Source organism: Streptomyces durocortorensis (genome assembly GCF_031760065.1).
In the GTDB taxonomy this organism is placed as follows: Bacteria; Actinomycetota; Actinomycetes; order Streptomycetales; family Streptomycetaceae; genus Streptomyces.
Genome location: NZ_CP134500.1, coordinates 6950755 through 6971453, shown reverse-complemented (window position 1 = coordinate 6971453; position 20699 = coordinate 6950755). Strand labels below are relative to the sequence as shown.

Sequence of the window (20699 nt, the reverse complement as noted above, 5' to 3'; positions counted from 1 at the left end):
CTTTTCAAGGAGTTCTGAATGTCTCGTATGACGAAGGTCGCCGCCGTGATGGCCGGCACCGGCGCCCTGATCGCCGGCGGCGCCGGCATGGCCTCGGCGGACGCCGGTGCGCAGAGCCTCGCCGCCGGTTCCCCCGGTGTCGGCTCGGGCAACAGCGTGCAGGTCCCGATCCACGTGCCGGTCAACTTCTGCGGCAACACGATCAACGTGATCGGTCTGCTGAACCCGGCGTTCGGCAACACCTGCGCCAACGTCTCCGGGGGTCACGACAACGGTGACAACGGGGACTACGGCTACGGCCGCTGACCCTCCCGCTGTACCCACGCGGCCGGCTCCCTCCCTGCGGAGGGGGCCGGCCGTCCCCGTGACCGGACTCAGGCGTAGCGGTAGAGCTTGCTGTGGTCGAGGAGCTGGGCGGGCGTCACGTTCCAGGGGGGCATCGGGTCGTCGAGGCCGAAGACGTAGTCGCGGTCCCGGCCGGGCGATGCGGGTTTGCGGCCCGGCAGATAGGCGGAGCTCGGGTGGGCCTTGCGCCACCGGTCCCACAGCAGGTCGATGAACGAGTGGTGGAGCCAGAAGACCGGGTCCTCCGGGGAGGCGGCGCCCGCCATGGGCCCGCCGACCCACTGGTGGACACGGTTGTGGTTGGCCACCGTGCGCACGCCCCGGATCCCCCACCCCTCGATGCGGTTGCGGAAGCCCTCGGTGCTGATGCTGTTCCAGGGCTCCGTGTCGTAGACCGGGTCCTTCAGCGCCCGCGCCACGTCGTCCTTGGTGGGCAGGGAGACCGGGTTCCTGCCGGGCCTGCCGAAGTTGCGGGTGAGGTAGTTCTCGTCGGTGACGCCGCGGCCGACGCTCCAGTTGCCCGCCTCGTGGGCGAACGGGCCGGTGGTGACCCGGCGGTCGCCGGGCCTGCCGTTGCCACCGAGGAAGTCCTCCGCCCACAGCGAGGAACTGGGTGTGTTGTCCGTGGTCCAGTCCCAGTACGGCACGCTGACGCCCGGGTCGATGCCCTGGAGCGCCTTCTCGAACTCCAGCAGGTACCGGCGGTGCCAGGGGAAGAAGGAGGCCGTCATATGGGCGGGGCGGGGCCGGTTCTCGGTGTCCATGACGTAGAACTCGCGGTGCATGACGACGAAGTCGTCGTAGCGCCCCGAGCGCTTCAGTTTCAGGATCGCGTCGACGAGCCGGCGCTTCTCGGTGCGCGTGAGGTCGCGCTGGTTCTTACGGGTGTACACCGGTGCTGGTCCTCCTGGTTCACATACGGTGCGCCGCGGCGGGCGCGAGACGGGCGGTGGGGCCGAGTTCGTCGACGGCGGCGCGGGCCGTCTCCAGCAGCGTCGGGAACGACTCGTAGTGCGTGACGTCACTCAGATAGGTACCGTCCGCCCGTCTCATGACGTGCAGGGGCCTGCCGTCGATCCGGACCTCGGTGGCCGGTACGGCGGAGAGGGCGGCCCGGTCGCCGTCCGGGGCGGCGGCGGGGACGACGACCGGCGTGCCCCGGATCTCCCGGCCCCGGTACGTCTCGGCGAACTGTTCCACCGCGGGCCTGGCACCCTCGGGCGCCGGTCCCGGGGCCGGACGGGCGGCGGTGGAAGGCTCGCGGCCGAGCAGGGGGAGCAGGGCGGCGCCGGTTCCGGTGACCACGGCGGCGGTGAACGCGCCGCGCAGGACGGCCCGGCGGGCGGGATGGTGGGCGCCGCCGGGTTTCGCGGGGGTGGGGCTCATGAGGTGACTGCCTGCCTCTCGTTAACTCGTCCGAGGTGCTGCTGATGGCGATGTTGACAACGAGGCGATGGCGAAACAGTTCTCGTGCGTGTGGCGTACGGCGCACACCACGTCCGGTCACGTTCCGTCAAACGCGTGAGCGTGCGCGGCCATCGGCGGCAGCGGGCCGCGTCGGGCGGCCCGTCCCGGTGCCCAGGCCCGAGCATGACGTGTCGAACCCGTGGAGGTGATGGGCATGACCGTTCCGATGCAGGTGTCCGGGGACCGTGCGCCGGTCAGGCCGGACGTGGATCTGGCCGACCCGGCCTTCTGGCGGCTGCCGCGTCCCGAAAGACTCAGGGCGTTCGCCCTGCTGCGCGAGCGCGACGCGCCTGTGCTGTTCACTCCCCGGCTCGGCACGGCCCGTACCTCCGGCAAGCCGTTCTACGCCCTGGTCCGCCATGCCGACGTCCGGACCGCGAGCCGCACCCCGCAGATCTTCGCGAGCGCTCCGGGCGTCACCACACCCGAACCGGCCGGATGGGCGAAGGCCCTGTTCGGGAACTCGATGGTCAACATGGACGGGGCCGAGCACGCGGCGCTGCGCCGGATCATCTCCCGGCGCTTCACCCCCCGGCTGCTCGCCGACACCGAGGAGAGCATCGGCGCTCTCGCCGGGCGGCTGGTCGACGAGCTGATCGCCGAGCGCCCCCGGGACTTCATGCCGTCGGCGGCCTCGCGGCTGCCGCTGGAGGTGATCTGCGGCCTGATGGGCATCCCGGTGGCGCACCGGGCCTGGATCGCGGACCGGATCGACCAGGCGTCGGAACACGTCGGCGTGGAGCGCCGGGGCCGGGCCCGGCTGCGGATTCCCGGCCGGGGGCTGGCCTCCCTGGCACAGATGCAGTTCCTGATGGCACGACTGGCCCGGGAGCGCCGTCGGCATCCCGGGGACGACCTCGTCTCGGCGCTGGTCACCGCGGACGTCGACGGCGAGGCCCTGTCGGGCCGGCAGCTGGGCGCCTTCTTCTCGCTGCTGCTGGTGGCGGGCGTGGAGACGACCCGCAACGCCATCGCGCACGGGCTGTTCCTGCTCGACCGGCATCCGGAGCAGCGGGCTCTGCTGGCGTCGGACTTCGACCGGCACATCGGCGGCGCGGTCGACGAGATCGTCCGCCACTCCACGCCCATCATCCAGTTCCGCAGAACGGTCACCGCCGCATACGAACTGGGCGGCCGTACGTTCCTTCCGGGAGAGAAAGTCGCACTCATCTATGCGTCGGCCAATCGCGATGAGGAGGTTTTCACCCACCCGGACCGCTTCGACATCACCCGGTCGCCCAATCCGCACCTGGGATACGGCGGTGGCGGCCCCCACCACTGCCTCGGCGCGCATCTGGCCCGGCTCGAAATGACGGCACTGTTCCGGGAACTGCTCAGCCGACGTCCCGTCATCCGGCAGATGGAGGACCCGGGGCTGGTCGATTCGAATTTCGACAACCGGGTCGGTTCCCTGCCGTTCACGTTCGGCCCTACATTCACCTGAACGGCACGCCCGCAACGCCGAATACGATAAATGGACTTCTGCGAATGACAGCGGTGCATGATGATGCGACTCTCTCCCCATGAGGCCGAACCGGCCGGAATTCACCGCAGCCAGGAGGAGTAATGCCGGCAAAGCGCCGTCTTATCAGTACGTGCATCACGGCGGTGGCTCTCAGCCTCCTGGCCGGCGGCGGCATCGCGGGCCGGTCGCCGGGCACCGACTCCGTCGACGGTGCGGCTCCCGGACCTCGGGCGGCCAGGAGCGGCACGGCGCACGGCGCCTATCTGGACTACGGACCCGCCGGGGTACGCAGGATGGCCGACCTGTCGCGCTGGCTCGGCGGGGCGGAGCTCCGGGTGGGGCACACCTATCTGCCGGGCGATCTGTGGGTGAACATCGAGGGCACCCCCGACTTCCTGGCCTCCTGGGCCGCCTGGCGGCAGGCGGACAAGGACCGGATGTTCGTCCTGAACGTACCGATGCTGGAGCGCAACGAGGACCGGGTGCCGGACGGCGAGGTCCGCAGGCTGCTCCGGGCGGGTGCGGCCGGTGACTTCGACCGGCACTTCACCCGCCTCGCGGAGCGGCTGGTGGGGCTGGGGGTGCCGGACACGGTGATCGTGCTCGGCTGGGAGATGAACGGCACCACGTACACGCACCGGTGCGGACCGGACCCCGTGGCCTGGAAGGCGTACTGGGAGCGCATCGTCACGGCGATGCGCTCGGTGCCGGGCCAGCAGTTCCGCTTCGACTTCACTCCCAGCCGGGGGCTGGACGATGTGCCGTGGACCGAGTGCTATCCGGGCGACGACGTCGTCGACATCATCGGGATGGACTCCTACGACCAGCCGCCCGGTGAGACCTTCGACGACCAGGTCACCGATCCCTACGGGCTGCAGAAGCACGTCGACTTCGCCGCGGCGCACGGCAAGCCGATCTCGTTCCCGGAGTGGGGCCTCTTCCGCAACGGTGACAACCCGGAGTACATGCGGCGGATGCTGGAATGGATCGACCGGCACCAACCGCTCTACCAGACCGTCACGGACTACTGTCCGCACGGGGTCTGGCAGTGCAGGAGCAACCCGAAGTCCTCGAAGGTCTTCCGGACGATGCTGACGGAGATGGCGGCGCCCCAGCAACCAGCCCCCACCCCGACTCCGATGCCCACGCCCAGCACGGACCCGAGCCCGGACCCGACGCCTTCGCCGTCCGTGCAGCCGACCCTCCCCGTGCGGCCCACGCCGAGCCCCACGCCGCCGGAGAGCGAGACGCCGACCGACCGCAGGTGGTGCATCACCGTCCCGTTCGGCGACTGGCTGGGCCAGTGGCTCAAGGAGCGCAAGATCTGCTTCCGCTACTGACGGGGCAGGGGACCGGACCCGCGCATCGAAACGGCTCCGGCCCCCGCTGCCGGGGTCCGGAGCCGTCCACCCGCACGGGTCCAGCGCGGGGGGTGGCAAGCAACCGCTTGTCACTCCCCCAACGCGGGGACGGCCCGCTCCGTCACGCCGCCGAACGAGGGACAGCCCGAGCGGCGGGGGACCGCCGGGCTACCGCCCCGTGAGGAGTGCGCACCGGTGCGCGGTCCGGGGCGACGCGCGACCATGGAGACCTACGGATGGTGGTGAGGTGCATGTCGTCCGCCGATGAGGGCCCCCCGGTGGGACCCGGCCCGCTGCCCTCCGAGGCTGGGCCGGGGGCCGCGCAGGTGGCCGACGAGGCGGCGGCGGTGATCGCCGGGAACGGCACGGTCATCGGCTGGACCCGCGGGGCCGAGGCGCTGCTCGGCTTCCCGGCCGCGGAGGTGGTCGGCCGGTCCGCCGCCCGGCTGCTGACCGGCTCCCCGGACCCCCGGCGTACGGCGGCGGTGGCGGCCCGCTGCCGGAGCGGGGCGGGCTGGAGCGGGCTGATCGCCCTGCGCGGCCGGGACGGCCGCTCGGTCGACGTCGACGTGCGGGCCTCGGCCTCGTTCCTGATCGCCGGGCACGAGGGGTTCCTGGTTTCCGGGCGGCAGCTGACCCCGCACTGGACGATGAGCGGGTCGGTCCTGGACGACTTCCTGACCCGGTCGCCGGTCGGCATGGCCGTGCTCGACCCCGAGCTGCGGTATCTGTGGATCAACGACACCCTGGAACGCTTCGGCGGCGTCCCCCGGGAACAGCGCCTGGGCCGCAGGCCTGGCGAAGTGCTGCCCGGGCCGCTCGCGGCACCGATCGAACGGCTGATGCGACAGGTCCTGGCGACCGGTGCGCCGATCACCGACTACGAGTACCTGGGCTGGAGCTGGGCCGATCCGCACCGCAGACGGGCCTACGCGAGCTCCTTCTTCCCGCTGGCCGACGCCCAGGACGAGCGGATCGGCATCGGCTACATGGTGCTCGATGTGACCGACCGGTGGAACGCGCGCCGGCTCCTGGCGCTCGTGAACGAGGCGGGGGCCAGTATCGGCAGCACCCTGGACGTACAGCGCACGGCCCAGGAGCTAGCGGATTTCGCGGTTCCCCGGTTCGCGGACTTCGTCTTCGTCGATCTGCTGGAACCCGCGATCGGCGGCGACCGCCGGGGCGCGGCACCGCGGGTGACGGGCGAAGGGCGGCCGCTGATGCGGCGGGCGGGGATGAGCTCGGTGCGCGAGGGGTGTCCGGAGGCGGTCGTACGGGTCGGGGAGACGGTCGACTTCGTCCCGCCGCCGCACGATGTGCACTTCCTCGTCGACGGCGATCCGGTCCTGCTGCCGGTTCTTGATCCGGACAGCCACGCGTGGACGGTGGAGCAGCCCGCGCGGGCCGCCCGGATCCGGGAGTTCGGGCTGCACTCACTCATCTCGGTGCCCATGCGGGCGCGGGACACGGTGCTCGGCCTGACCACCTTCATGCGGTCGCGGAACCCGGTGCCCTTCGACGAGGACGATGTGGCGCCCGCCAGGGAACTGGTCGCCCGCGCGGCGGTGTGCGTGGACAACGCCCGGCGCTACACGCGGGAGCACACTGCGGCGCTGGTGCTCCAGCAGAGCCTGCTGCCGCACACGCTGCGCGGTGGAACGGCCCTGGACGTGGCGTCCTCCTATCTTCCGGCGGACGCGAAGGACGGCGTCGGCGGAGACTGGTTCGACGTGATCCCGCTGTCCGGCGCCCGGGGCGGTCTGGTCATCGGCGATGTCGTCGGCCACGGCATCAGCGCGGCCGCGACCATGGGCCGCCTGCGCACGGCCGTACAGACGCTGGCCGACATGGACCTCGCCCCCGACGAGCTGCTGGCCCGCCTGGACGACCTGGTGCTGCGGCTGAGCGAGGAGGAGCCCGCGCAGGGCACGGCGGAGCGGGACGGTACGACGGTGGTGGGGGCGACCTGCCTGTACGCCGTCTACGACCCGGTGAGCCGGTGCTGCACGATGGCGCGGGCCGGTCATCCGCCGCCGGTGATCGTGGCGCCGGACGGTGCGGTCAGCTTCCCGGACCTGCCGTCCGGGCCGCCGCTGGGGGTCGGCGGGCTGCCGTTCGAGTCCCTGGAGGTCGAGCTGGCCGAGGGCAGCCTCCTCGGGCTCTACACCGACGGCCTCATCGAGGGGCCCGAGAAGGACATGGAGGGCGGGATGGCCCGGCTGGCCCGGGCCGTGGCCCGGCGCGATCTCCCGCTGGAGGAGCTGTGCCCGACGGTGGTCAAAGAGCTCCTGCCCGTTCCGCAGCCCGACGACATCGCTCTGCTCCTGGCCCGGACCCATGCGCTCAGCCCCGACCGTCTGGCTTCGTGGGACGTGCCCCTGGAGCCCGCGGCGGTCGGGGAGATGCGCGGCAAGGTGGCCCGCCGGCTGGAGACGTGGGGACTCGACGACCTGTCGATGACGACGGAGCTGATCGTCAGCGAACTGGTGACCAACGCGATCCGGTACGCGTCGGGGCCGGTGCGGCTGAGGCTGCTGTTCCAGTCGGCGCTGATCTGCGAGGTGTCCGACGCGAGCAACACCTCGCCCCGGCTGCGGCACGCCCGGACGACGGACGAGGGAGGGCGGGGCCTGTTCCTGGTCGCCCAGCTCGCCCATCGGTGGGGTACGCGCTACACGCCCCGGGGAAAGGTCATCTGGGCGGAGCAGCCGCTTCCCTGAGGGCGGCCGCGCGCACGGTCCACCAGGTGCCGCAGCGCCTGGCCAAGGCCTACGAGCGCGGACTCCTGCGACCGGAGAGCTGAACACTCCCGACGGACAGCGCCCACGACGGACAAGGGGGCGGACCGCGGCACGGCTTCGAGCCGCGCCGCCACCCGCCCCCGTACGTTCGGGGCGCGCTCAGCCCCGTATCACCAGGACGACTTGGTCACCCCGGGCAGGAATCCGGCGTGCGCCTGTTCGCGCATCCGAACCCGGGAGAGGCCGAACGTCCGCAGATACCCCCGGGGCCTGCCGTCGACGCTGTCCCGGTTGCGCACCCGCGTCGCACTGGCGTCGCGCGGCTGACGCCGCAACTCCACCAGAGCAGCTGCACGTTCGGCATCCGGAGTGCCGGGGCGGCGAATGATCTCCTTCAGCTCGGCCCGGCGGGCCGCGTACCGCTCGACGGTCACCTTGCGCTTCTCGTTCTGCGCGATCTTGCTCTTCTTGGCCATCAGACCTTCCCTCCCCGGGCGCGGATGCGCGCGACCGCGGCTTCGATGCCGATCACATCGACCGTCCTGATCGCACGGGCACTGAGCGTCAGCCGCACATGACGCCCCTCACTGGGCAGCCAGTAGCGCTTGCGTTGGACGTTCGGGTCGAACCGGCGGGAGGTCCGGCGGTGCGAGTGGGAGATGTTGTTGCCGAATCCCGGTTTCGATCCGGTGAGTTGGCAGTGGGCGGACATGGACGTTACCTACCTCTCCTTCGACGCATCCATTATTGAAAATGGAAACCATTGCCATATAGTAGCGCCCATGGCTCGCAACGAAGTACGCCCGGTCATCAAGCTCCGCTCCACCGCGGGGACCGGATACACCTACGTCACCCGTAAGAACCGGCGGAACGACCCCGACCGGATGGTGCTGCGCAAGTACGACCCGGTCGCCCGCCGCCATGTCGACTTCCGCGAGGAGCGCTGAGACCGGCCCGGCCCGCCCGCTCCCCCGACGCACACCCCTCAAGCCCAACCCCTAGGACACCCCCATGAAGCCCGGAATCCACCCCGCCTACGGTCCCGTCGTCTTCCGCGACAAGGCCGCCGACTTCGCGTTCCTCACCCGCTCGACCATGACCAGCGACCGCACGGTCGAGTGGGAGGACGGCAACACCTACCCGGTGGTCGACGTCGAGATCTCCTCCGCGAGCCACCCCTTCTACACGGGCACCGCCCGCGTCCTGGACACGGCGGGACGCGTCGAGCGCTTCGAGCGCCGGTACGGGCGGGGTGAGGCCCGGTGAGGGAGCACAGGACGGAAGGGGCGAAGCTGCCCGTCGTCATCGTCTGCGGTCTGCACTCCGAGGCCCGGCACGAGGTGGTCGAGGGGCTGCTGCGGGACGTTCCGCGGAGCGTCGCCCTGCACCACGACCTGTCCACCGCCGTCGGCGGCACGGTCCGCCGCTCCCTGCGGGACTCCGGCGGCGAACTGACCTCCGGCGAGGCGCCGCTGGTGAACGACTGCGCCTGCTGCGCGCTGCGCGAGGACCTCGTCCCCGAACTCGAACGGCTGGCGGGAGACGGGCTGACGCGACTGGCCGTCCTGGAACTCTGGGACTCCGTCGAGCCGAAGTCCATGGCCGAGGTGATCGGCGCCCACACCACCGCCGCCGAGGTGACCAACGTGGTCACCGCGATCGACCCCGCGCTCGCGCTGCCCTGCCTCACCAACGGTGACGACCTCGCCGAGGCCGGTCTCGCGGCGGCACCGGCCGATCAGCGGACCATCGGGGACACCTGGGCCCGGCAGGTGGAGTACGCACCCGTCCTCGCCGTGACCGAAAGCCTGGAGGCCGACGACGAAGACCGCGCGCTGATCCGGCAGCTGAACCCCATGGCCCGTCAGGCAGCGGCCGGATCAGCGGAGTTGGCACGGCTCGCGTTCGCGGGATTCGATGTGGAGGCGGCCGCCGCGGGCCAGCACCCGGCCTGCGCGCTGCTTCCGCAGGAGGCGGACGAGGCCGGTGTCGGCACGCTCGTCTGGCGGCGGCACCGGCCCTTCCACCCCGAGCGCCTCTTCCACGCGCTGGAGGACCTCAGCTGCGCGGCGGCCCGCAGCCGGGGCCGGTTCTGGCTCGCGGACCGGCCCGACACCCTGCTCTCCTGGGACGCGGCGGGCGGCGCGCTCTGCTTGGAGGACACCGGCCCCTGGCTCGCCTCGCTGCCCGACGCGGCCTGGTCCATGGTGCCGCCCTACCGGCGGGCCGCCGCCGCCCTGGACTGGCACCCCGAGCACGGCGACTGCTGCCAGCACCTGGTCTTCGTCTCCCCCGGCCTCGACCGCGACGGGCTGACCGGACTCCTGGACTCCTGCCTGCTCACGGACGAGGAGTACGGATCGGGCCGGGAGACGTGGAAGAGGCTGCCCGCCGCGTTCGACGCCCTCCTCGACCCGGTCCGCTGACCCCGCCCCGTACCCGCCCCGTATCCACGCGGGTCCCAGAACCCGTAACCCCACACCGACATCCGTCACCCAGCACGAGGAAAGTCCCATGGCACGCAAGCAGGACCCCCGTAAGCCGCTCAAGGCCAGGCCCAACCCCCTGGACGCGGCCGGGATCACGTACATCGACTACAAGGACACCGATCTGCTGCGGAAGTTCATCTCCGACCGGGGGAAGATCCGCAGCCGCCGGGTCACCCGGATCAGCGCCCAGCAGCAGCGCCAGATGGCCGCGGCCGTCAAGAACGCCCGCGAGATGGCGCTGCTCCCGTACTCCGGCTCCTGACCCGGACTCCGGATCGCCCTGAGTCCGGCCCGTCGCGCCCGACGCCCCCGTCGGCGCGGGTGCGTTCGCGTTCGGGATGCAGCGCGGCCCGAGGCCGTGGACCATGGGACGCATGGCCAGAGAAATCCCCCGGAAGGACGGCCCTGGTCCGGCGTCATCGGATCCGGGAGGGCCGGGCGCCCGGGGAGCGCCGCCGAACCAGGCTCTCGCCCTGGCGGCCATGCTGTTCGCCGTGTCGATGACCTTCATCGACCAGACCATCGTCGCGATCGCCGCCCCGGACATCATCGACGAACTCGGTCTCACGTCCTCGCAGATGCAATGGGTCGTCAACGCCTATCTGCTGACGCTGGCAGCCTTCTTCGCACTGGGCGGGCGGCTGTCCGACATCCTCGGGCACCGCCGGGTGATGCTCATCGGCACCCTGATCTTCGTCATCTCCTCCGCCCTCTGCGGCGCGGTGCCCTCCGGGGACTTCGCCCAGGGCTGGCTGATCGGCTTCCGTGCCGTCCAGGGCATCGGGGCGGCGCTGATGTTCCCCGCCGCGCTGGCCGTGGTCATCGCGGTGTTCCCGGTGGACCGGCGCGGGCGGGCGCTGGCCCTGTTCTTCGGTGTCTCCGGGGCGCTCACCGCGGTGGGGCCGCTCCTCGGCGGCTGGCTCACCGGGTGGACCTGGCGGGCGATCTTCTGGGTCAACGTCCCGATCGCCCTCATCGCGGTCGTGCTGGCGCTGCTGGCCCGCATCCCGGACCGGGCCCGCCGTGAGCCGCTGGACCTGCCCGGGGCGGTACTGATCGCGATCGGCATGGGCCTGACGGTGCTGGGTCTGCAACAGGCGTCCCCCTGGGGTTGGAGCAGCTTCGCCACCTGGGCGTGTATCGCGGGCGGGCTGCTCGTGCTCGCCTTCTTCTGCTGGTTCGAGCTGCGCGCCCGCTTCCCGCTCATCAAGCTGCGGGTCTTCCGGGACCGGGCGTTCCGGGTCGACAACGCCGTGCTGTTCTTCGCCATGATGGCGTTCGTCCCAGTGTTCTTCTTCGCTTCCGTGTACGCACAGGTCTCGCTCAGCGCCTCGCCGAACCAGGCGGCGCTGTATCTCCTGTACTTCTTCATCGGCTTCGGAATCGCCTCCCAGTGGGGCGGCCGCATCCTCGACAAGCGCGGTGCGCGTCCGGCGATGAAGCTCGGCACGGCGCTCGGCGCGGTCGGATTCGTCCTGTGGGCGGGGGAGCTGACGACGCTGAACATGCACGACCAGTGGCTGTACGCGGCCATGGCGGGCGCGGGCATCGGTCTGCTGCTGGCACCGGCCTCGACGGACGCGGTGAACCGGGCGATCGACGCCTCCTACGGCGAGGTCACCGGCATCACGCAGACCGTGCGGAACTTCGCCGCCAGTGTCGGCCTCGCCGTCTACGGCACCCTGCTGACGCATACGACGGTCAGCAAGGTGGACGAGACCCTACGGGGCAGGGGCGTGCCGGAGGGAGCGGCGAACGATGCCGCCGAGTCCATCGCCCAGTCGGTGACCGGCCACGCGGACTCCCGCGGGCCGTCCGGCTCGGGACCGGTGGCCGAGATGGTACGGGACTCGATGTCGGCGATCCGGATGGACTTCGCACAGGCGAACCAGTGGGTGTTCTACGGGATGGCGATCGCTCTGGGTGTCGCCTTCCTGTGCTCCCTGCGCCATCCGGGGACGCGGGTGACGCCGGAGGAGGCCCTGTCCCCCAAGCCCTCCGGGCCGAAGTGACCGGGCCGACCGGGGCGGGTCGCTTCCCGGGCCGCGGCGGAAACGGCTGGGGCGACCTCGGGGCTCCCGGTCGTCGTGTCGGTGGGCGTGTGCGGGGCACGCCGGGCGGGGCGGGTGCCGGACGCGGTCGCGCGGTGGCGGGCGGGGTGCCCTGTCACCTCGGCGTCGGCACGCCCCGGCGGGTCAGAACGCGAATACGGAGCTGTCGTTCACGCTGCCCGCCATCTCGCAGGCGTTGCCGTACATGGTGTGGAACGTGACCCGCTTGCCCTCCCAGACGCCGTGGGCGGTGACGACGACCGGGTCCCACTGCCGGGTACAGATCCGGTTCGAGGGGCCTGCGGTGAGCTCGGCGAACTTCCCCTGGACGGAAGCCAGTTCCTTGCAGGCCGCGGCGGCTTCGGGGTGGGTGCCCTCGGCGCGCGGGGCGCAGGTGAGCGTCACGGCCCGCTCGACGGTGGCGGTCATCGGGTCCTCGCCCCGGGCGACGGTGAGGACGAGCGCGGACGGGGCGTAGAGGCTTTCCGTGCCCGTCGGTGCGGCGTGGGCGGTGGCGGTCGCGAAGCCGCCGAGCAGCAGGGTGCTCGCCGTGAAGGTCGCGAAGATCACGTGACGATTGCGTTGCATCGGTGAAAACTCCTCTGTCGGGTGCCTGATTGCGGTCAGGAGTCTTGCGCATGCGGAAAGTAGGCGCACATCGACAGCCAGCTTCCAGCCGCAGACGTCAGTTCGAACCGACCGGATGGTCGTTCGGGCAGCTCACACGGGCCGCACGCGGCGTCCAGCATATGGACGCCTCGAAGTGGTTCAACCAGAAACAAAGCTCTGACCTGCGACGACTCCGAAGTGGTCCGCCTTTCCGGAACCGTCGCTTCGGCCGGAAAGCGCCGCCGATCGGGGGCAGTCGGGGCGCGAAGGCCACGCGAGAGGGAGTTTCGATCACACGGAGGACACGATCCTGAATCCCCTCTTGACCTGGGGAATTTAGGTTAGGCTAACCTCCCTTCCCGTGACTGCTCCCGCCCTCGACCGACAAGATCCTCCGCCGCCCAGGCCCTCCGCCGCCGACATCGGCCTCGACGCACGCGGCATGACGATCGCGTACGACCGTGCCGATGTCGTTCACGGGGCCGATCTGCGGCTGCCTCGCGGCCGCGTCACCGCTCTCATCGGGCCGAACGGCAGTGGGAAGTCCACTCTGTTGCGGGCCGTCGCCCGGCTGCACAAGGCCCGTACCGGCACGGTGACCGTGGCGGCCGAGAACGCCGAGCCCGTCGACGCCCTCGCCCTGTCGCGCACCGACTTCGCCCGCCGCGTCACCCTGCTCGCGCAGAGCCGGACCGCCCCGGCCGGTCTCAGCGTCCGCGACGTGGTGGGATTCGGCCGGCATCCCTACCGCCACCGGCTGCGCGGCGCCGACCCGGACGGGGCGCGGCTGATCGAGCACGCGCTCACCGTCACCAACCTCGCCGACTTCGCCGACCGCGGGGTGGAGAGCCTGTCCGGCGGGCAGCTGCAACGCGTCTGGTTCGCCTGCTGCCTGGCCCAGGACACCGATGTCCTGCTCCTCGACGAACCCACGACCTATCTCGACCTGCGCTACCAGGTGGAGATCCTCGACCTCGTCCGCGATCTCGCCGACACCCACGGCGTCACCGTCGGGGTCGTCCTGCACGACCTGGACCAGGCCGCCGCCGTGGCCGACCAGGTCGTCCTCCTCTCGGCCGGACGGATCGTCGCCGCGGGCACGCCCGCCGATGTATACGACCCCGAGCGGCTCAGCGATGCCTACGGCATCCGTGTCGACGTCGAACCCGACTCCTCCACCGGCATCCCGCGCACCCGCGCGGTCGGCCGCCACCACCTCCGCCCCGAAAGGCCCTGAACACCCCATGAAGAACCAGTACATGACGTGGCCCGTCCTCGCCGCCACGGCCTCGCTCACCCTCACCGCCTGCGGCACCACCGAGGCGCCGAAGCAGGAATCCGCCAAGGACACCGCGGTGACGGTCACCGACTCGCGCGGCAAGAAGGTCACGCTCGACGGACCGGCCAAGCGCGTCGTCGGCACCGAGTGGAACGTCGTCGAGACGCTCGTCACGCTGGGCGTCCAGCCGGTCGGCGTGGCCGACGTCAAGGGCTACACCGCGTACGACAAGGCGGCCCCGCTCAAGGGCGACGTCAAGGACATAGGCACCCGGGGCGAGCCCAGCGTCGCCACCGTGGCCGGTCTCAAGCCCGACCTCATCGTCGCGACGACGGACCTGTCCGACTCCGCCGTCGCGCAGCTGTCCAAGGCCGCACCGGTCGTCGTGGTGCGCTCGGCCGACGCGAGCCGCCAGATCGACCAGATGATCGACAACGTCAACCTCATCGCCGAGGCCACCGGCACCGAGGAGAAGGCGAAGTCCGAGATCGACTCGTTCCGCAAGGCGGTGGCGGACGGGAAGAAGAAGCTCGCGGCGGCCGGGCTCGACGGCAAGGAGGTCGCCTTCGCCGACGGCTGGCAGGAGGGCAACCAGGTCTCCGTGCGCCCGTACGTCAAGGGCTCGCTGCTCTCCGACCTCAACACCGAACTCGGCCTGGCCGACCCGTGGAAGCTGAAGGGCGACAAGGCCTACGGCCTGGCGGCCACGGACGTCGAGGGCCTCACGAAGATCGGCGACGCGCGGTTCACGTACATCGCCAACGACGCCGACAACGGCGACCCGTTCGCCGACGGCCTCAAGGACAACGCGGTGTGGAAGTCCCTGCCGTTCGTCAAGAACGACGAGGTGCACCGACTGCCCGACGGCATCTGGATGTTCGGCGGCACGGCGTCCATGCGCGAGTACGTCGACGCACTCGTCGGCGCGCTGACCGCCTGACCATGAGCACCCGCACCACACCCGCCCCGCCCGCCCCCGTGCAGACCGGGGCGGGCGCGGCCGCTCCGGCCGGGGCACCGTCCCCGGCCGCGACCGGCTCCCCTGCCCGCCGTGGCCGGATGTTCCTCCTCGCGCTCACCGCGCTCCTCGTGCTCGGCGCCCTCGCGGTCGTGCACCTGGGCCAGGGCACGGCCGCCGTCGACCTGCACACGCTCTGGCAGTTGGCCACCGGCTCGGCCGCCGACCGGACCGCCGACGAGCAGACGGCCGCCGTGGTCCTGGACTCCCGCCTGCCCCGGCTCGCGGCGGGGCTCCTCGTCGGCTGCACGCTCGGCGCGGCGGGCGCCGCCCTCCAGTCCGTGTCGCGCAACATGCTCGCCTCCCCCGACACGCTGGCCGTGAACGCGGGCGCGTACCTCGCGGTCGTCGCCGTCGCCGCGTTCGGCATCACGCTGCCCGCGCTCCCGGCCGGTGGCACCGCCTTCCTCGGCGGGCTGCTGGCGGCGGGCGTCGTCCTCGGCCTGTCCCGGGCGGGGGCCGGTCCCATCCGCCTGGTTCTGGCGGGTTCGGCGCTCACGCTCGCCCTCACCGGGCTGAGCGGGATGCTGCTGCTTCTGCGTTCCCAGCAGACGACCGGGCTGTTCGCCTGGGGCAACGGTTCGCTGGCGCAGATCGGTATGCAGTCCATCGACCGGCTCACGCCGGTCGCCCTGGTGGCCTTCGTCGGGCTTCTGCTGCTGGGCCGTCGGCTGGACATCCTCGCGCTCGGCGACGACGGGGCGGCCGTGGTCGGGGTCAGTCCCCGGCTCACCCGGAGCATCGCCGTGATCCTCGCCGTGCTGCTGTCGGCGGTGGCCGTGACGGTGGCGGGGCCCATCGGCTTCGTCGGCCTGTGCGCTCCGGCCGCGGTCCGGCTGCTGAGCACCCGGGTCCCGGCCCTGGTCCGGCATCACGTGTTCATCCCGGCCTCGGCGTTCGCAGGAGTCGTCGTGGTGCTCGGGGCGGACGTGGCACTGCGCGCGGTGTTCGGCGCGCAGGCGGGGGCCGAGGTGCCGACCGGCATCGTCACGACCTGCCTCGGCGCGCTCGCCCTGGTCTACCTGGCCCACCGGTCGCAGGACATGGGCACGGACGCCGGCTCGACGGCGTTCGCCCGGCTGCGCAGCCGACGGGCGTTCGTCCTCACGCTCGTGGTGACGGTCGTGGGGCTGCTGGGCGCGGTGGTGACGGCGACCCTGTTCGGCGACGCCACGCTGCTCCTGGGCGATGTGGCCAACTGGCTGGCCGGACGGTCGGGACAGTTCGTCACGTACGTCCTCGACACCCGGGTGCCACGCGTCGCCGCCGCCCTGCTGGCAGGTGCGGCGCTGGCGGTCGCGGGAGCCGTCGTCCAGGCGGTGTCGCGCAATCCGCTCGCCGAGCCGGGGGTCCTGGGTGTCGTCAGCGGGGCGGGGGTGGGGGCCGTCACCGTGCTCACCGTCGTACCGCTGGCGAGCTTCTGGCTGATCGGCGGCTCCGCGCTGGTCGGTGCGGCGGCCGCCGCCGCGCTGGTGTTCGGTCTCGCCGCACGCCATGGTCTTGAGCAGAACCGGCTGGTGCTGATCGGTATCGGCGTCCAGTCGGGCGCGGCCGCGTTCGTGAGCCTGCTGATCGTGCTCACCGACCCGTACAACGCGACGAAGGCACTGGCCTGGCTGGGCGGTTCGACCTACGGGCGGACGTTCCCGGAGCTGGTCCCGGTGCTGGTGACGCTGCTCGCCGCACTGCCCCTGCTGGCGGTGATGCGCCGCGAACTCGACCTGATCGGCCTGGACAGCGAGACGCCCCGCCTGCTGGGCATCCGCCTCGGCGCCACCCGGCTGGGTCTGCTGAGCATCGCCGTCGTCCTGACCGCGGGAGCCGTTGCGGCGGTCGGCGTGATCGGATTCGTCGGCCTCGTCGCCCCGCACGCGGCACGGGCCCTGGTGGGCCGACGCCATGTGCGGGTCATCCCGGTCAGCGCGTTGCTCGGCGCGCTGCTGGTGGTCGTGTCCGACACGGTCGGCCGGACGATCATCGCCCCGGCCCAGATCCCGGTCGGCCTGCTCACCGCCGTGATCGGCGCGCCGTACTTCATCTGGCTGCTGTGGCGGTCGCGGCGGGAGGGGTGAGGGCCGGGGCGATCCGGCGGCGCACGGGGACTGGAGGGCGGTGCTCCAGCCCGAGCCGGTGGTGCGCCGCCCCGCCTCACCGCGCGCTGAGGGATCGCCTCGGACGCGGGTGAGGAGTCCTCAGGCGCGGGTGAGGAGTCCTCAGACGCGGGTGAGGAGTCCGTCCAGCGGTTGTGGCAGGCGCTCCAGGTCCAGGGCCCCGGTCAGCGCTCTCGCGTAGTGCTCCTTGCGGCCGCCGATGGTCCCCATGAAGCGCCGCAGCTGCGCCTCGACGGGCCGCTCCCGCTGGGCGGGCTGCCGTTGGAAGGTCCGGAAGGTGCGCAGGTCGCCCTGGTCGTCGATGGCCTGCTGGACGCCGCCGGTGCCGAGCGCCCGGATCAGCTCGTCCTCCAGGTCGGCGTGGCAGGTGAAGAAGCCCAGCTCCGCCAGGTCGTCGGGGGTGAGCCCGGTGCCGAATCCGGTGCGCTCCAGGCCCTGGAGGAAGAAGCGCTGCTCGGCCGCGTCGCACAGACCGGCGAGCCGGAGGCCGAGCCCCTGCGGGCCGAGGGGGCGCAGGAAGCGGATGATGCTGGTGGCGCCGCCCATCGGCACGACGACGACACCCTCGGCGGCCAGGGTGCGGCCCTGGCGTTCGGCGAGTGCTTCGACCGCCGCCCGGTCGCTGACGCCTTCGACGAGCACCACGGTGCGCAGGTCCAGGTCGGCCGCCAACTCCCGTACGGTCGCGGCGGCGGGCCCGGTCGGCGCCCCCTCGCCGTCCGCCGCCCAGGCGATGACCGTCTGCCGGAAGCGTGTCGCTGTGTCCACGGGCCCAGTCTCGCACCGTGATCGGCTGGTACGGGAATGGTTTTCGAGGCCGTCAGGTGCGGGCTCCCTCCGGGCCAGGTACAGGCCGACGCCCGGGGCGAGCGCCGCACACGGCCCGCGAAGGTCGGTCCGGCGTTCCTGAGCCCGATCCTGAGGGTCAGGGCTCCGACGCCCACCACCGGCGAGATGCCCGGATAGGAGACGCCAGGGCGGCGATGACGCCCAGGGCGTGGACGGTGAGGACGACCGTCACCATCAGCTCGGAGCAGCCGAGCTCTTCCCGGTGGAGGCCGTACAGCGGGGTGGGGAGCGTGGTGCCCGCCATGCTGATGACGAAGACGGCGGCGGCCGCCGGGTAGCCGAGGCGCTTCCCGGCCCGCGGGCGGTCCGGCGGCCCTTCCTCTCCGCTCTCTCCCATGCTGGGAGCGTGGCCGTGGGCCGGGCGGCCCCGCGCGTCGTGCCGGGGAGTGCCTGGCCAGGGGGGGAGTTGCGGTTCGCGCCCCCAGCCGTCTCATCGGCCGCGTGGGATCAGCGCGTTCCGCCGTGGCGGCGCTCGAATGCGGCGAACGCCGCCTCCTGGCGCCACTCGGTCGCGGCCTTCGGGTGGTCCGCGAGATGGCGGGCGCAGGCCAGGGCGGGCGGGGCGAGGCCCGGCTGCGATCCGGCGCAGACACGCACCGGGCGGTAGCCGGTGGGGGCGGAGCCGGCGGCCCACAGGCTGCCGCCGTCGAGGAACGCGTACTCCAGCGAGGCCCGCGCCAGGTCCTTCAGCTCGATGTAGCTCAAGCCGTAGGTCTCACGGGCGTACTGGTACTCGTGGCTGATGTCGATGCGTGAGACGCCGGGGTCGTCGGTGGCCAGGACCACCGGGACGCCGTGGCTGCGGTAGGCGTTGAACGGATGGTCGTCGCCCGCCACGCCCAGGATCTGCTTGTTGCTGCTGAACGGGACCTCGACGGCGACACCGCGCCGGGCCATCGTCCGGGCGAGCCGCTTCCAGTCGTCCTCGTGGACCAGGTCCACACCGTGGCCGATGCGTTCGGCGCCCGCTACGAGCACGGCCTCCCGGATGTGGAAGGTGAGGTCCTCCGGCTTGACGAGGCCGGGGGTCAGCTCGCCGGCGTGCAGGGTGAGGCGGACGTCCGGGTACCGGGTGCGCAGGTACTGGAGCATCCGCATGTGAAGGCTGTAGTTGCGCAGCGCGCTCTCGCCGTCCTCGGGCTGGACCAGGTTGACCGCGACGAACCTCGGGTCGCGCTCGGCGAGCCGCAGGCCGACGGCCATCTGGGTGAACACGCGCTCGGACGAACCGCCGCGGGAGACCTGGGAGATCCACCGGACGGTCAGCCGGCAGCCGGGGTCGGGGCGGCCGCTGTCGCAGTGCGCGGCCTCGCGGAACCGGGCGTCGGCGGCGTCGGCCTCGCGGACGGCCTCGTCGACGACCCGTTCGAGCTTGCCGTCCGCGACCAGCTTCCGGTGGAAGGCGGCGAGGTCGGCGTCGTAGCCCACCTTCCCGGCGAGCTTCCGCACGCCGTCGGACGCGGGGGTGACAAGGGTTTCCAGGTAGAACTGGTTCTGCTCCACAACGGAGTTGGCCACGTTGGCGAGCAGCTTGCCGCGGTCGCGGGTCGCCTCGCCGAACTTGCCGAAGGTGTCGAAGAAGTGGTCGTGGCCCGACTGGTCGGCGGGGAAGTCCTGCATGGACCAGGCTCGGATGATCCGCTGCCGGAACTCCGCGTCCGTGCGCGCGTCGGCGGCCGGGCGGGTGTCCGGTACGCAGGGCGGACGCACGGCCGTGTCCGTCGCGTCGATGCACAGGCCCTTCTCGCCGGCGAGTTCGATCAGGAACTCGGTACTGGCCGCGCCCGAGAGGTGGTTGTGGAGGTCGCCGCCCTTGGGCAGCGCGGCGAAGAACGCCCGCAGCCGTGCCGGGTCGCCCCCCAGCGCGTCGAGGTGGGCCGCGGTCCTGCGTTCGGCCGGTGTCGTGATGCGGTGCGAGGCCCGTACGGCTGTGGGGGACGGGTCCTGGGCGGGTGCCGCGCCGGCCGGGACCGCGGGAAGCAACGTGAGTAAGGCGAGGGCGCCGATCCCGGCCGGGACCAGGGACTTGGGACGGTGTGCCGTCCGAATCGATGAGATCACCGCCGAATGATCGCGTCGGTAAACGCACTTTCCGCCCGGATCGCATGGATGGCGGGCAGGGTCCACCCGATCGAGTGCCCGACGATCACTCGGCCGCCACGGCGAGCGGGCCAGGCGTTCACCCTTACCAACGGACAACCGACCAGCCGGTCTATTTCGATGTCCGATCTGTCGGGCTGACCCAAAAATCCGGCCACTGTTCACCCCCGGCACCCGACGCAGACTCCCGATGGCCCGCCCGCCCGCGTAGGACCACACCTCACTCAGGCAAAGGAACGGGCAAGTCCGCTTCGCCGGGCCCGATTTCGGTTCACGGATAAGCCGTCCGGAAGGTCAACAGGGTGGCTGATTGACGACGGCTCCCGCCGAATCGCGGTGGACTCGTCCGAGCGTGCGTGTGTAGCTTGTGGACCGCTTGGCCGGAACTCCTTACGGCCATCGCCCCGGCAATGGAAATCGCACCCCCGACGCGAGGCGCGACCGAACGTCTCCGAACGTGCCTTGATCCGTGCGTTCGGTGTGCCCCGCTGCGACCGGATAACCTGGAGCGATCGCCCTCATGAGCAGCCTGCCCCATTCCACCGCCCTGCCCGCGTTGCAGCAGCCGCCCTGGGCCGATCAGGACGCCGTGGACGAAGTTGAGCAGCACATTGCGGAATTACCCCCGCTGACCGCCCTCGACGAGATATCGATGCTCAGAGTGCGCCTCGGCGCCGTGGCACGCCGCGCACCCTGGGAACAGGCGCCCCACGGCGAACGTGTACAGAGCTTCCGGGGCGACGCGGTGAGAACTTCGCGGCGGACCGGCGTCTGCGCACCCCGGACCCCCGGCGGATGCTGACCGCCTACAACT

At 71.8% G+C, this 20699-nt stretch carries 20 protein-coding genes and 1 pseudogene; 13 read left to right on the top strand and 8 right to left on the bottom strand.

Annotation, left to right across the window (positions count from 1 at the left end; genetic code table 11):
- Positions 1-18 precede the first annotated feature (18 nt).
- Complete coding sequence (locus RI138_RS30730; RefSeq protein ID WP_311122527.1) at positions 19-306, top strand: chaplin; 288 nt, start codon at positions 19-21, stop codon at positions 304-306.
- 68 nt (positions 307-374) lie between these two features.
- On the opposite strand, the gene RI138_RS30725 is transcribed toward RI138_RS30730, so the two are convergent.
- Positions 375-1238, bottom strand: a complete 864-nt coding sequence (locus RI138_RS30725) for a tyrosinase family protein (RefSeq protein ID WP_311122526.1) — start codon at positions 1236-1238, stop codon at positions 375-377.
- Positions 1239-1257: 19 nt separating this feature from the next.
- The gene (locus tag RI138_RS30720; protein ID WP_311122525.1) at positions 1258-1731 is read right to left on the bottom strand and encodes a tyrosinase family oxidase copper chaperone; all 474 of its coding nucleotides are present in this window, start codon (positions 1729-1731) and stop codon (positions 1258-1260) included.
- A gap of 235 nt (positions 1732-1966) precedes the next feature.
- On the opposite strand from RI138_RS30720, the gene RI138_RS30715 reads away from it, so the two are divergent.
- The 3 genes from RI138_RS30715 to RI138_RS30705 all read left to right on the top strand — a co-directional run bounded on the left by RI138_RS30715 (position 1967) and on the right by RI138_RS30705 (position 7358).
- Positions 1967-3256 (top strand): cytochrome P450, encoded by a 1290-nt coding sequence (locus tag RI138_RS30715; RefSeq protein ID WP_311122524.1) that lies wholly within the window; start codon positions 1967-1969, stop codon positions 3254-3256.
- A gap of 122 nt (positions 3257-3378) precedes the next feature.
- Positions 3379-4617, top strand: coding sequence for a glycoside hydrolase family 26 protein (locus RI138_RS30710; RefSeq protein WP_311122523.1), 1239 nt, complete (start codon positions 3379-3381; stop codon positions 4615-4617).
- A 272-nt stretch (positions 4618-4889) separates the two neighbouring features.
- Positions 4890-7358, top strand: coding sequence for a SpoIIE family protein phosphatase (locus RI138_RS30705; RefSeq protein WP_311122522.1), 2469 nt, complete (start codon positions 4890-4892; stop codon positions 7356-7358).
- Between the two features lie 191 nt (positions 7359-7549).
- Here RI138_RS30705 and rpsN read toward each other — a convergent pair whose 3' ends face one another.
- Entirely contained in the window at positions 7550-7855 is a 306-nt protein-coding gene (rpsN, locus tag RI138_RS30700; protein WP_311122521.1) for a 30S ribosomal protein S14, read from the bottom strand.
- On the bottom strand, positions 7855-8091 hold the full coding sequence (gene rpmB, locus RI138_RS30695; protein WP_311122520.1) for a 50S ribosomal protein L28: 237 nt from the start codon (positions 8089-8091) through the stop codon (positions 7855-7857). Before rpmB ends, rpsN begins: the two co-directional genes overlap by 1 nt.
- 70 nt (positions 8092-8161) lie before the next feature.
- Here rpmB and rpmG point away from each other — a divergent pair, with 70 nt between their 5' ends.
- The 5 genes from rpmG to RI138_RS30670 all read left to right on the top strand — a co-directional run bounded on the left by rpmG (position 8162) and on the right by RI138_RS30670 (position 11880).
- On the top strand, positions 8162-8326 hold the full coding sequence (gene rpmG, locus RI138_RS30690; RefSeq protein ID WP_003964410.1) for a 50S ribosomal protein L33: 165 nt from the start codon (positions 8162-8164) through the stop codon (positions 8324-8326).
- 64 nt (positions 8327-8390) lie between these two features.
- Positions 8391-8645 carry a type B 50S ribosomal protein L31 gene (locus RI138_RS30685; protein ID WP_096627281.1) on the top strand — a complete coding sequence of 85 codons (255 nt, stop codon included), beginning with the start codon at positions 8391-8393 and terminating at the stop codon, positions 8643-8645.
- Positions 8642-9805: a CobW family GTP-binding protein gene (locus tag RI138_RS30680; RefSeq protein WP_311122519.1), complete on the top strand. Its 1164-nt coding sequence runs from the start codon at positions 8642-8644 to the stop codon at positions 9803-9805. The genes RI138_RS30685 and RI138_RS30680 overlap by 4 nt, the downstream gene beginning before the upstream one ends.
- Positions 9806-9893: 88 nt before the next feature.
- Entirely contained in the window at positions 9894-10130 is a 237-nt protein-coding gene (rpsR, locus tag RI138_RS30675) for a 30S ribosomal protein S18 (RefSeq protein ID WP_311122518.1), read from the top strand.
- Between the two features lie 112 nt (positions 10131-10242).
- Positions 10243-11880: an MFS transporter gene (locus tag RI138_RS30670; RefSeq protein WP_311122517.1), complete on the top strand. Its 1638-nt coding sequence runs from the start codon at positions 10243-10245 to the stop codon at positions 11878-11880.
- A gap of 183 nt (positions 11881-12063) precedes the next feature.
- Here RI138_RS30670 and RI138_RS30665 read toward each other — a convergent pair whose 3' ends face one another.
- Positions 12064-12507 (bottom strand): subtilase-type protease inhibitor, encoded by a 444-nt coding sequence (locus tag RI138_RS30665; protein WP_311122516.1) that lies wholly within the window; start codon positions 12505-12507, stop codon positions 12064-12066.
- 463 nt (positions 12508-12970) lie between these two features.
- On the opposite strand from RI138_RS30665, the gene RI138_RS30660 reads away from it, so the two are divergent.
- The 3 genes from RI138_RS30660 to RI138_RS30650 are packed head-to-tail and all read left to right on the top strand — an operon-like array spanning position 12971 to position 16897.
- Entirely contained in the window at positions 12971-13765 is a 795-nt protein-coding gene (locus RI138_RS30660) for an ATP-binding cassette domain-containing protein (protein WP_398864401.1), read from the top strand.
- A 7-nt stretch (positions 13766-13772) separates the two neighbouring features.
- The gene (locus RI138_RS30655; protein ID WP_311122514.1) at positions 13773-14747 is read left to right on the top strand and encodes an iron-siderophore ABC transporter substrate-binding protein; all 975 of its coding nucleotides are present in this window, start codon (positions 13773-13775) and stop codon (positions 14745-14747) included.
- A 2-nt stretch (positions 14748-14749) separates the two neighbouring features.
- Positions 14750-16897, top strand: a complete 2148-nt coding sequence (locus RI138_RS30650; protein WP_311122513.1) for an iron ABC transporter permease — start codon at positions 14750-14752, stop codon at positions 16895-16897.
- A 141-nt stretch (positions 16898-17038) separates the two neighbouring features.
- On the opposite strand, the gene RI138_RS30645 is transcribed toward RI138_RS30650, so the two are convergent.
- From RI138_RS30645 to RI138_RS30635, 3 genes and pseudogenes are all read right to left on the bottom strand, one after another.
- Positions 17039-17704 carry a TOPRIM nucleotidyl transferase/hydrolase domain-containing protein gene (locus RI138_RS30645; RefSeq protein ID WP_311122512.1) on the bottom strand — a complete coding sequence of 222 codons (666 nt, stop codon included), beginning with the start codon at positions 17702-17704 and terminating at the stop codon, positions 17039-17041.
- 205 nt (positions 17705-17909) lie between these two features.
- Positions 17910-18122, bottom strand: a pseudogene (locus tag RI138_RS30640) (hypothetical protein); the annotation flags it as partial.
- A 110-nt stretch (positions 18123-18232) separates the two neighbouring features.
- On the bottom strand, positions 18233-19846 hold the full coding sequence (locus tag RI138_RS30635; protein ID WP_311122510.1) for an adenosine deaminase family protein: 1614 nt from the start codon (positions 19844-19846) through the stop codon (positions 18233-18235).
- A gap of 559 nt (positions 19847-20405) precedes the next feature.
- Between RI138_RS30635 and RI138_RS32460 the strand changes: the two genes are divergently transcribed.
- A complete protein-coding gene (locus RI138_RS32460) occupies positions 20406-20687 on the top strand; it encodes a 3-deoxy-7-phosphoheptulonate synthase (RefSeq protein ID WP_398864068.1) in 282 nt (93 codons plus the stop codon).
- Positions 20688-20699 lie beyond the last annotated feature (12 nt).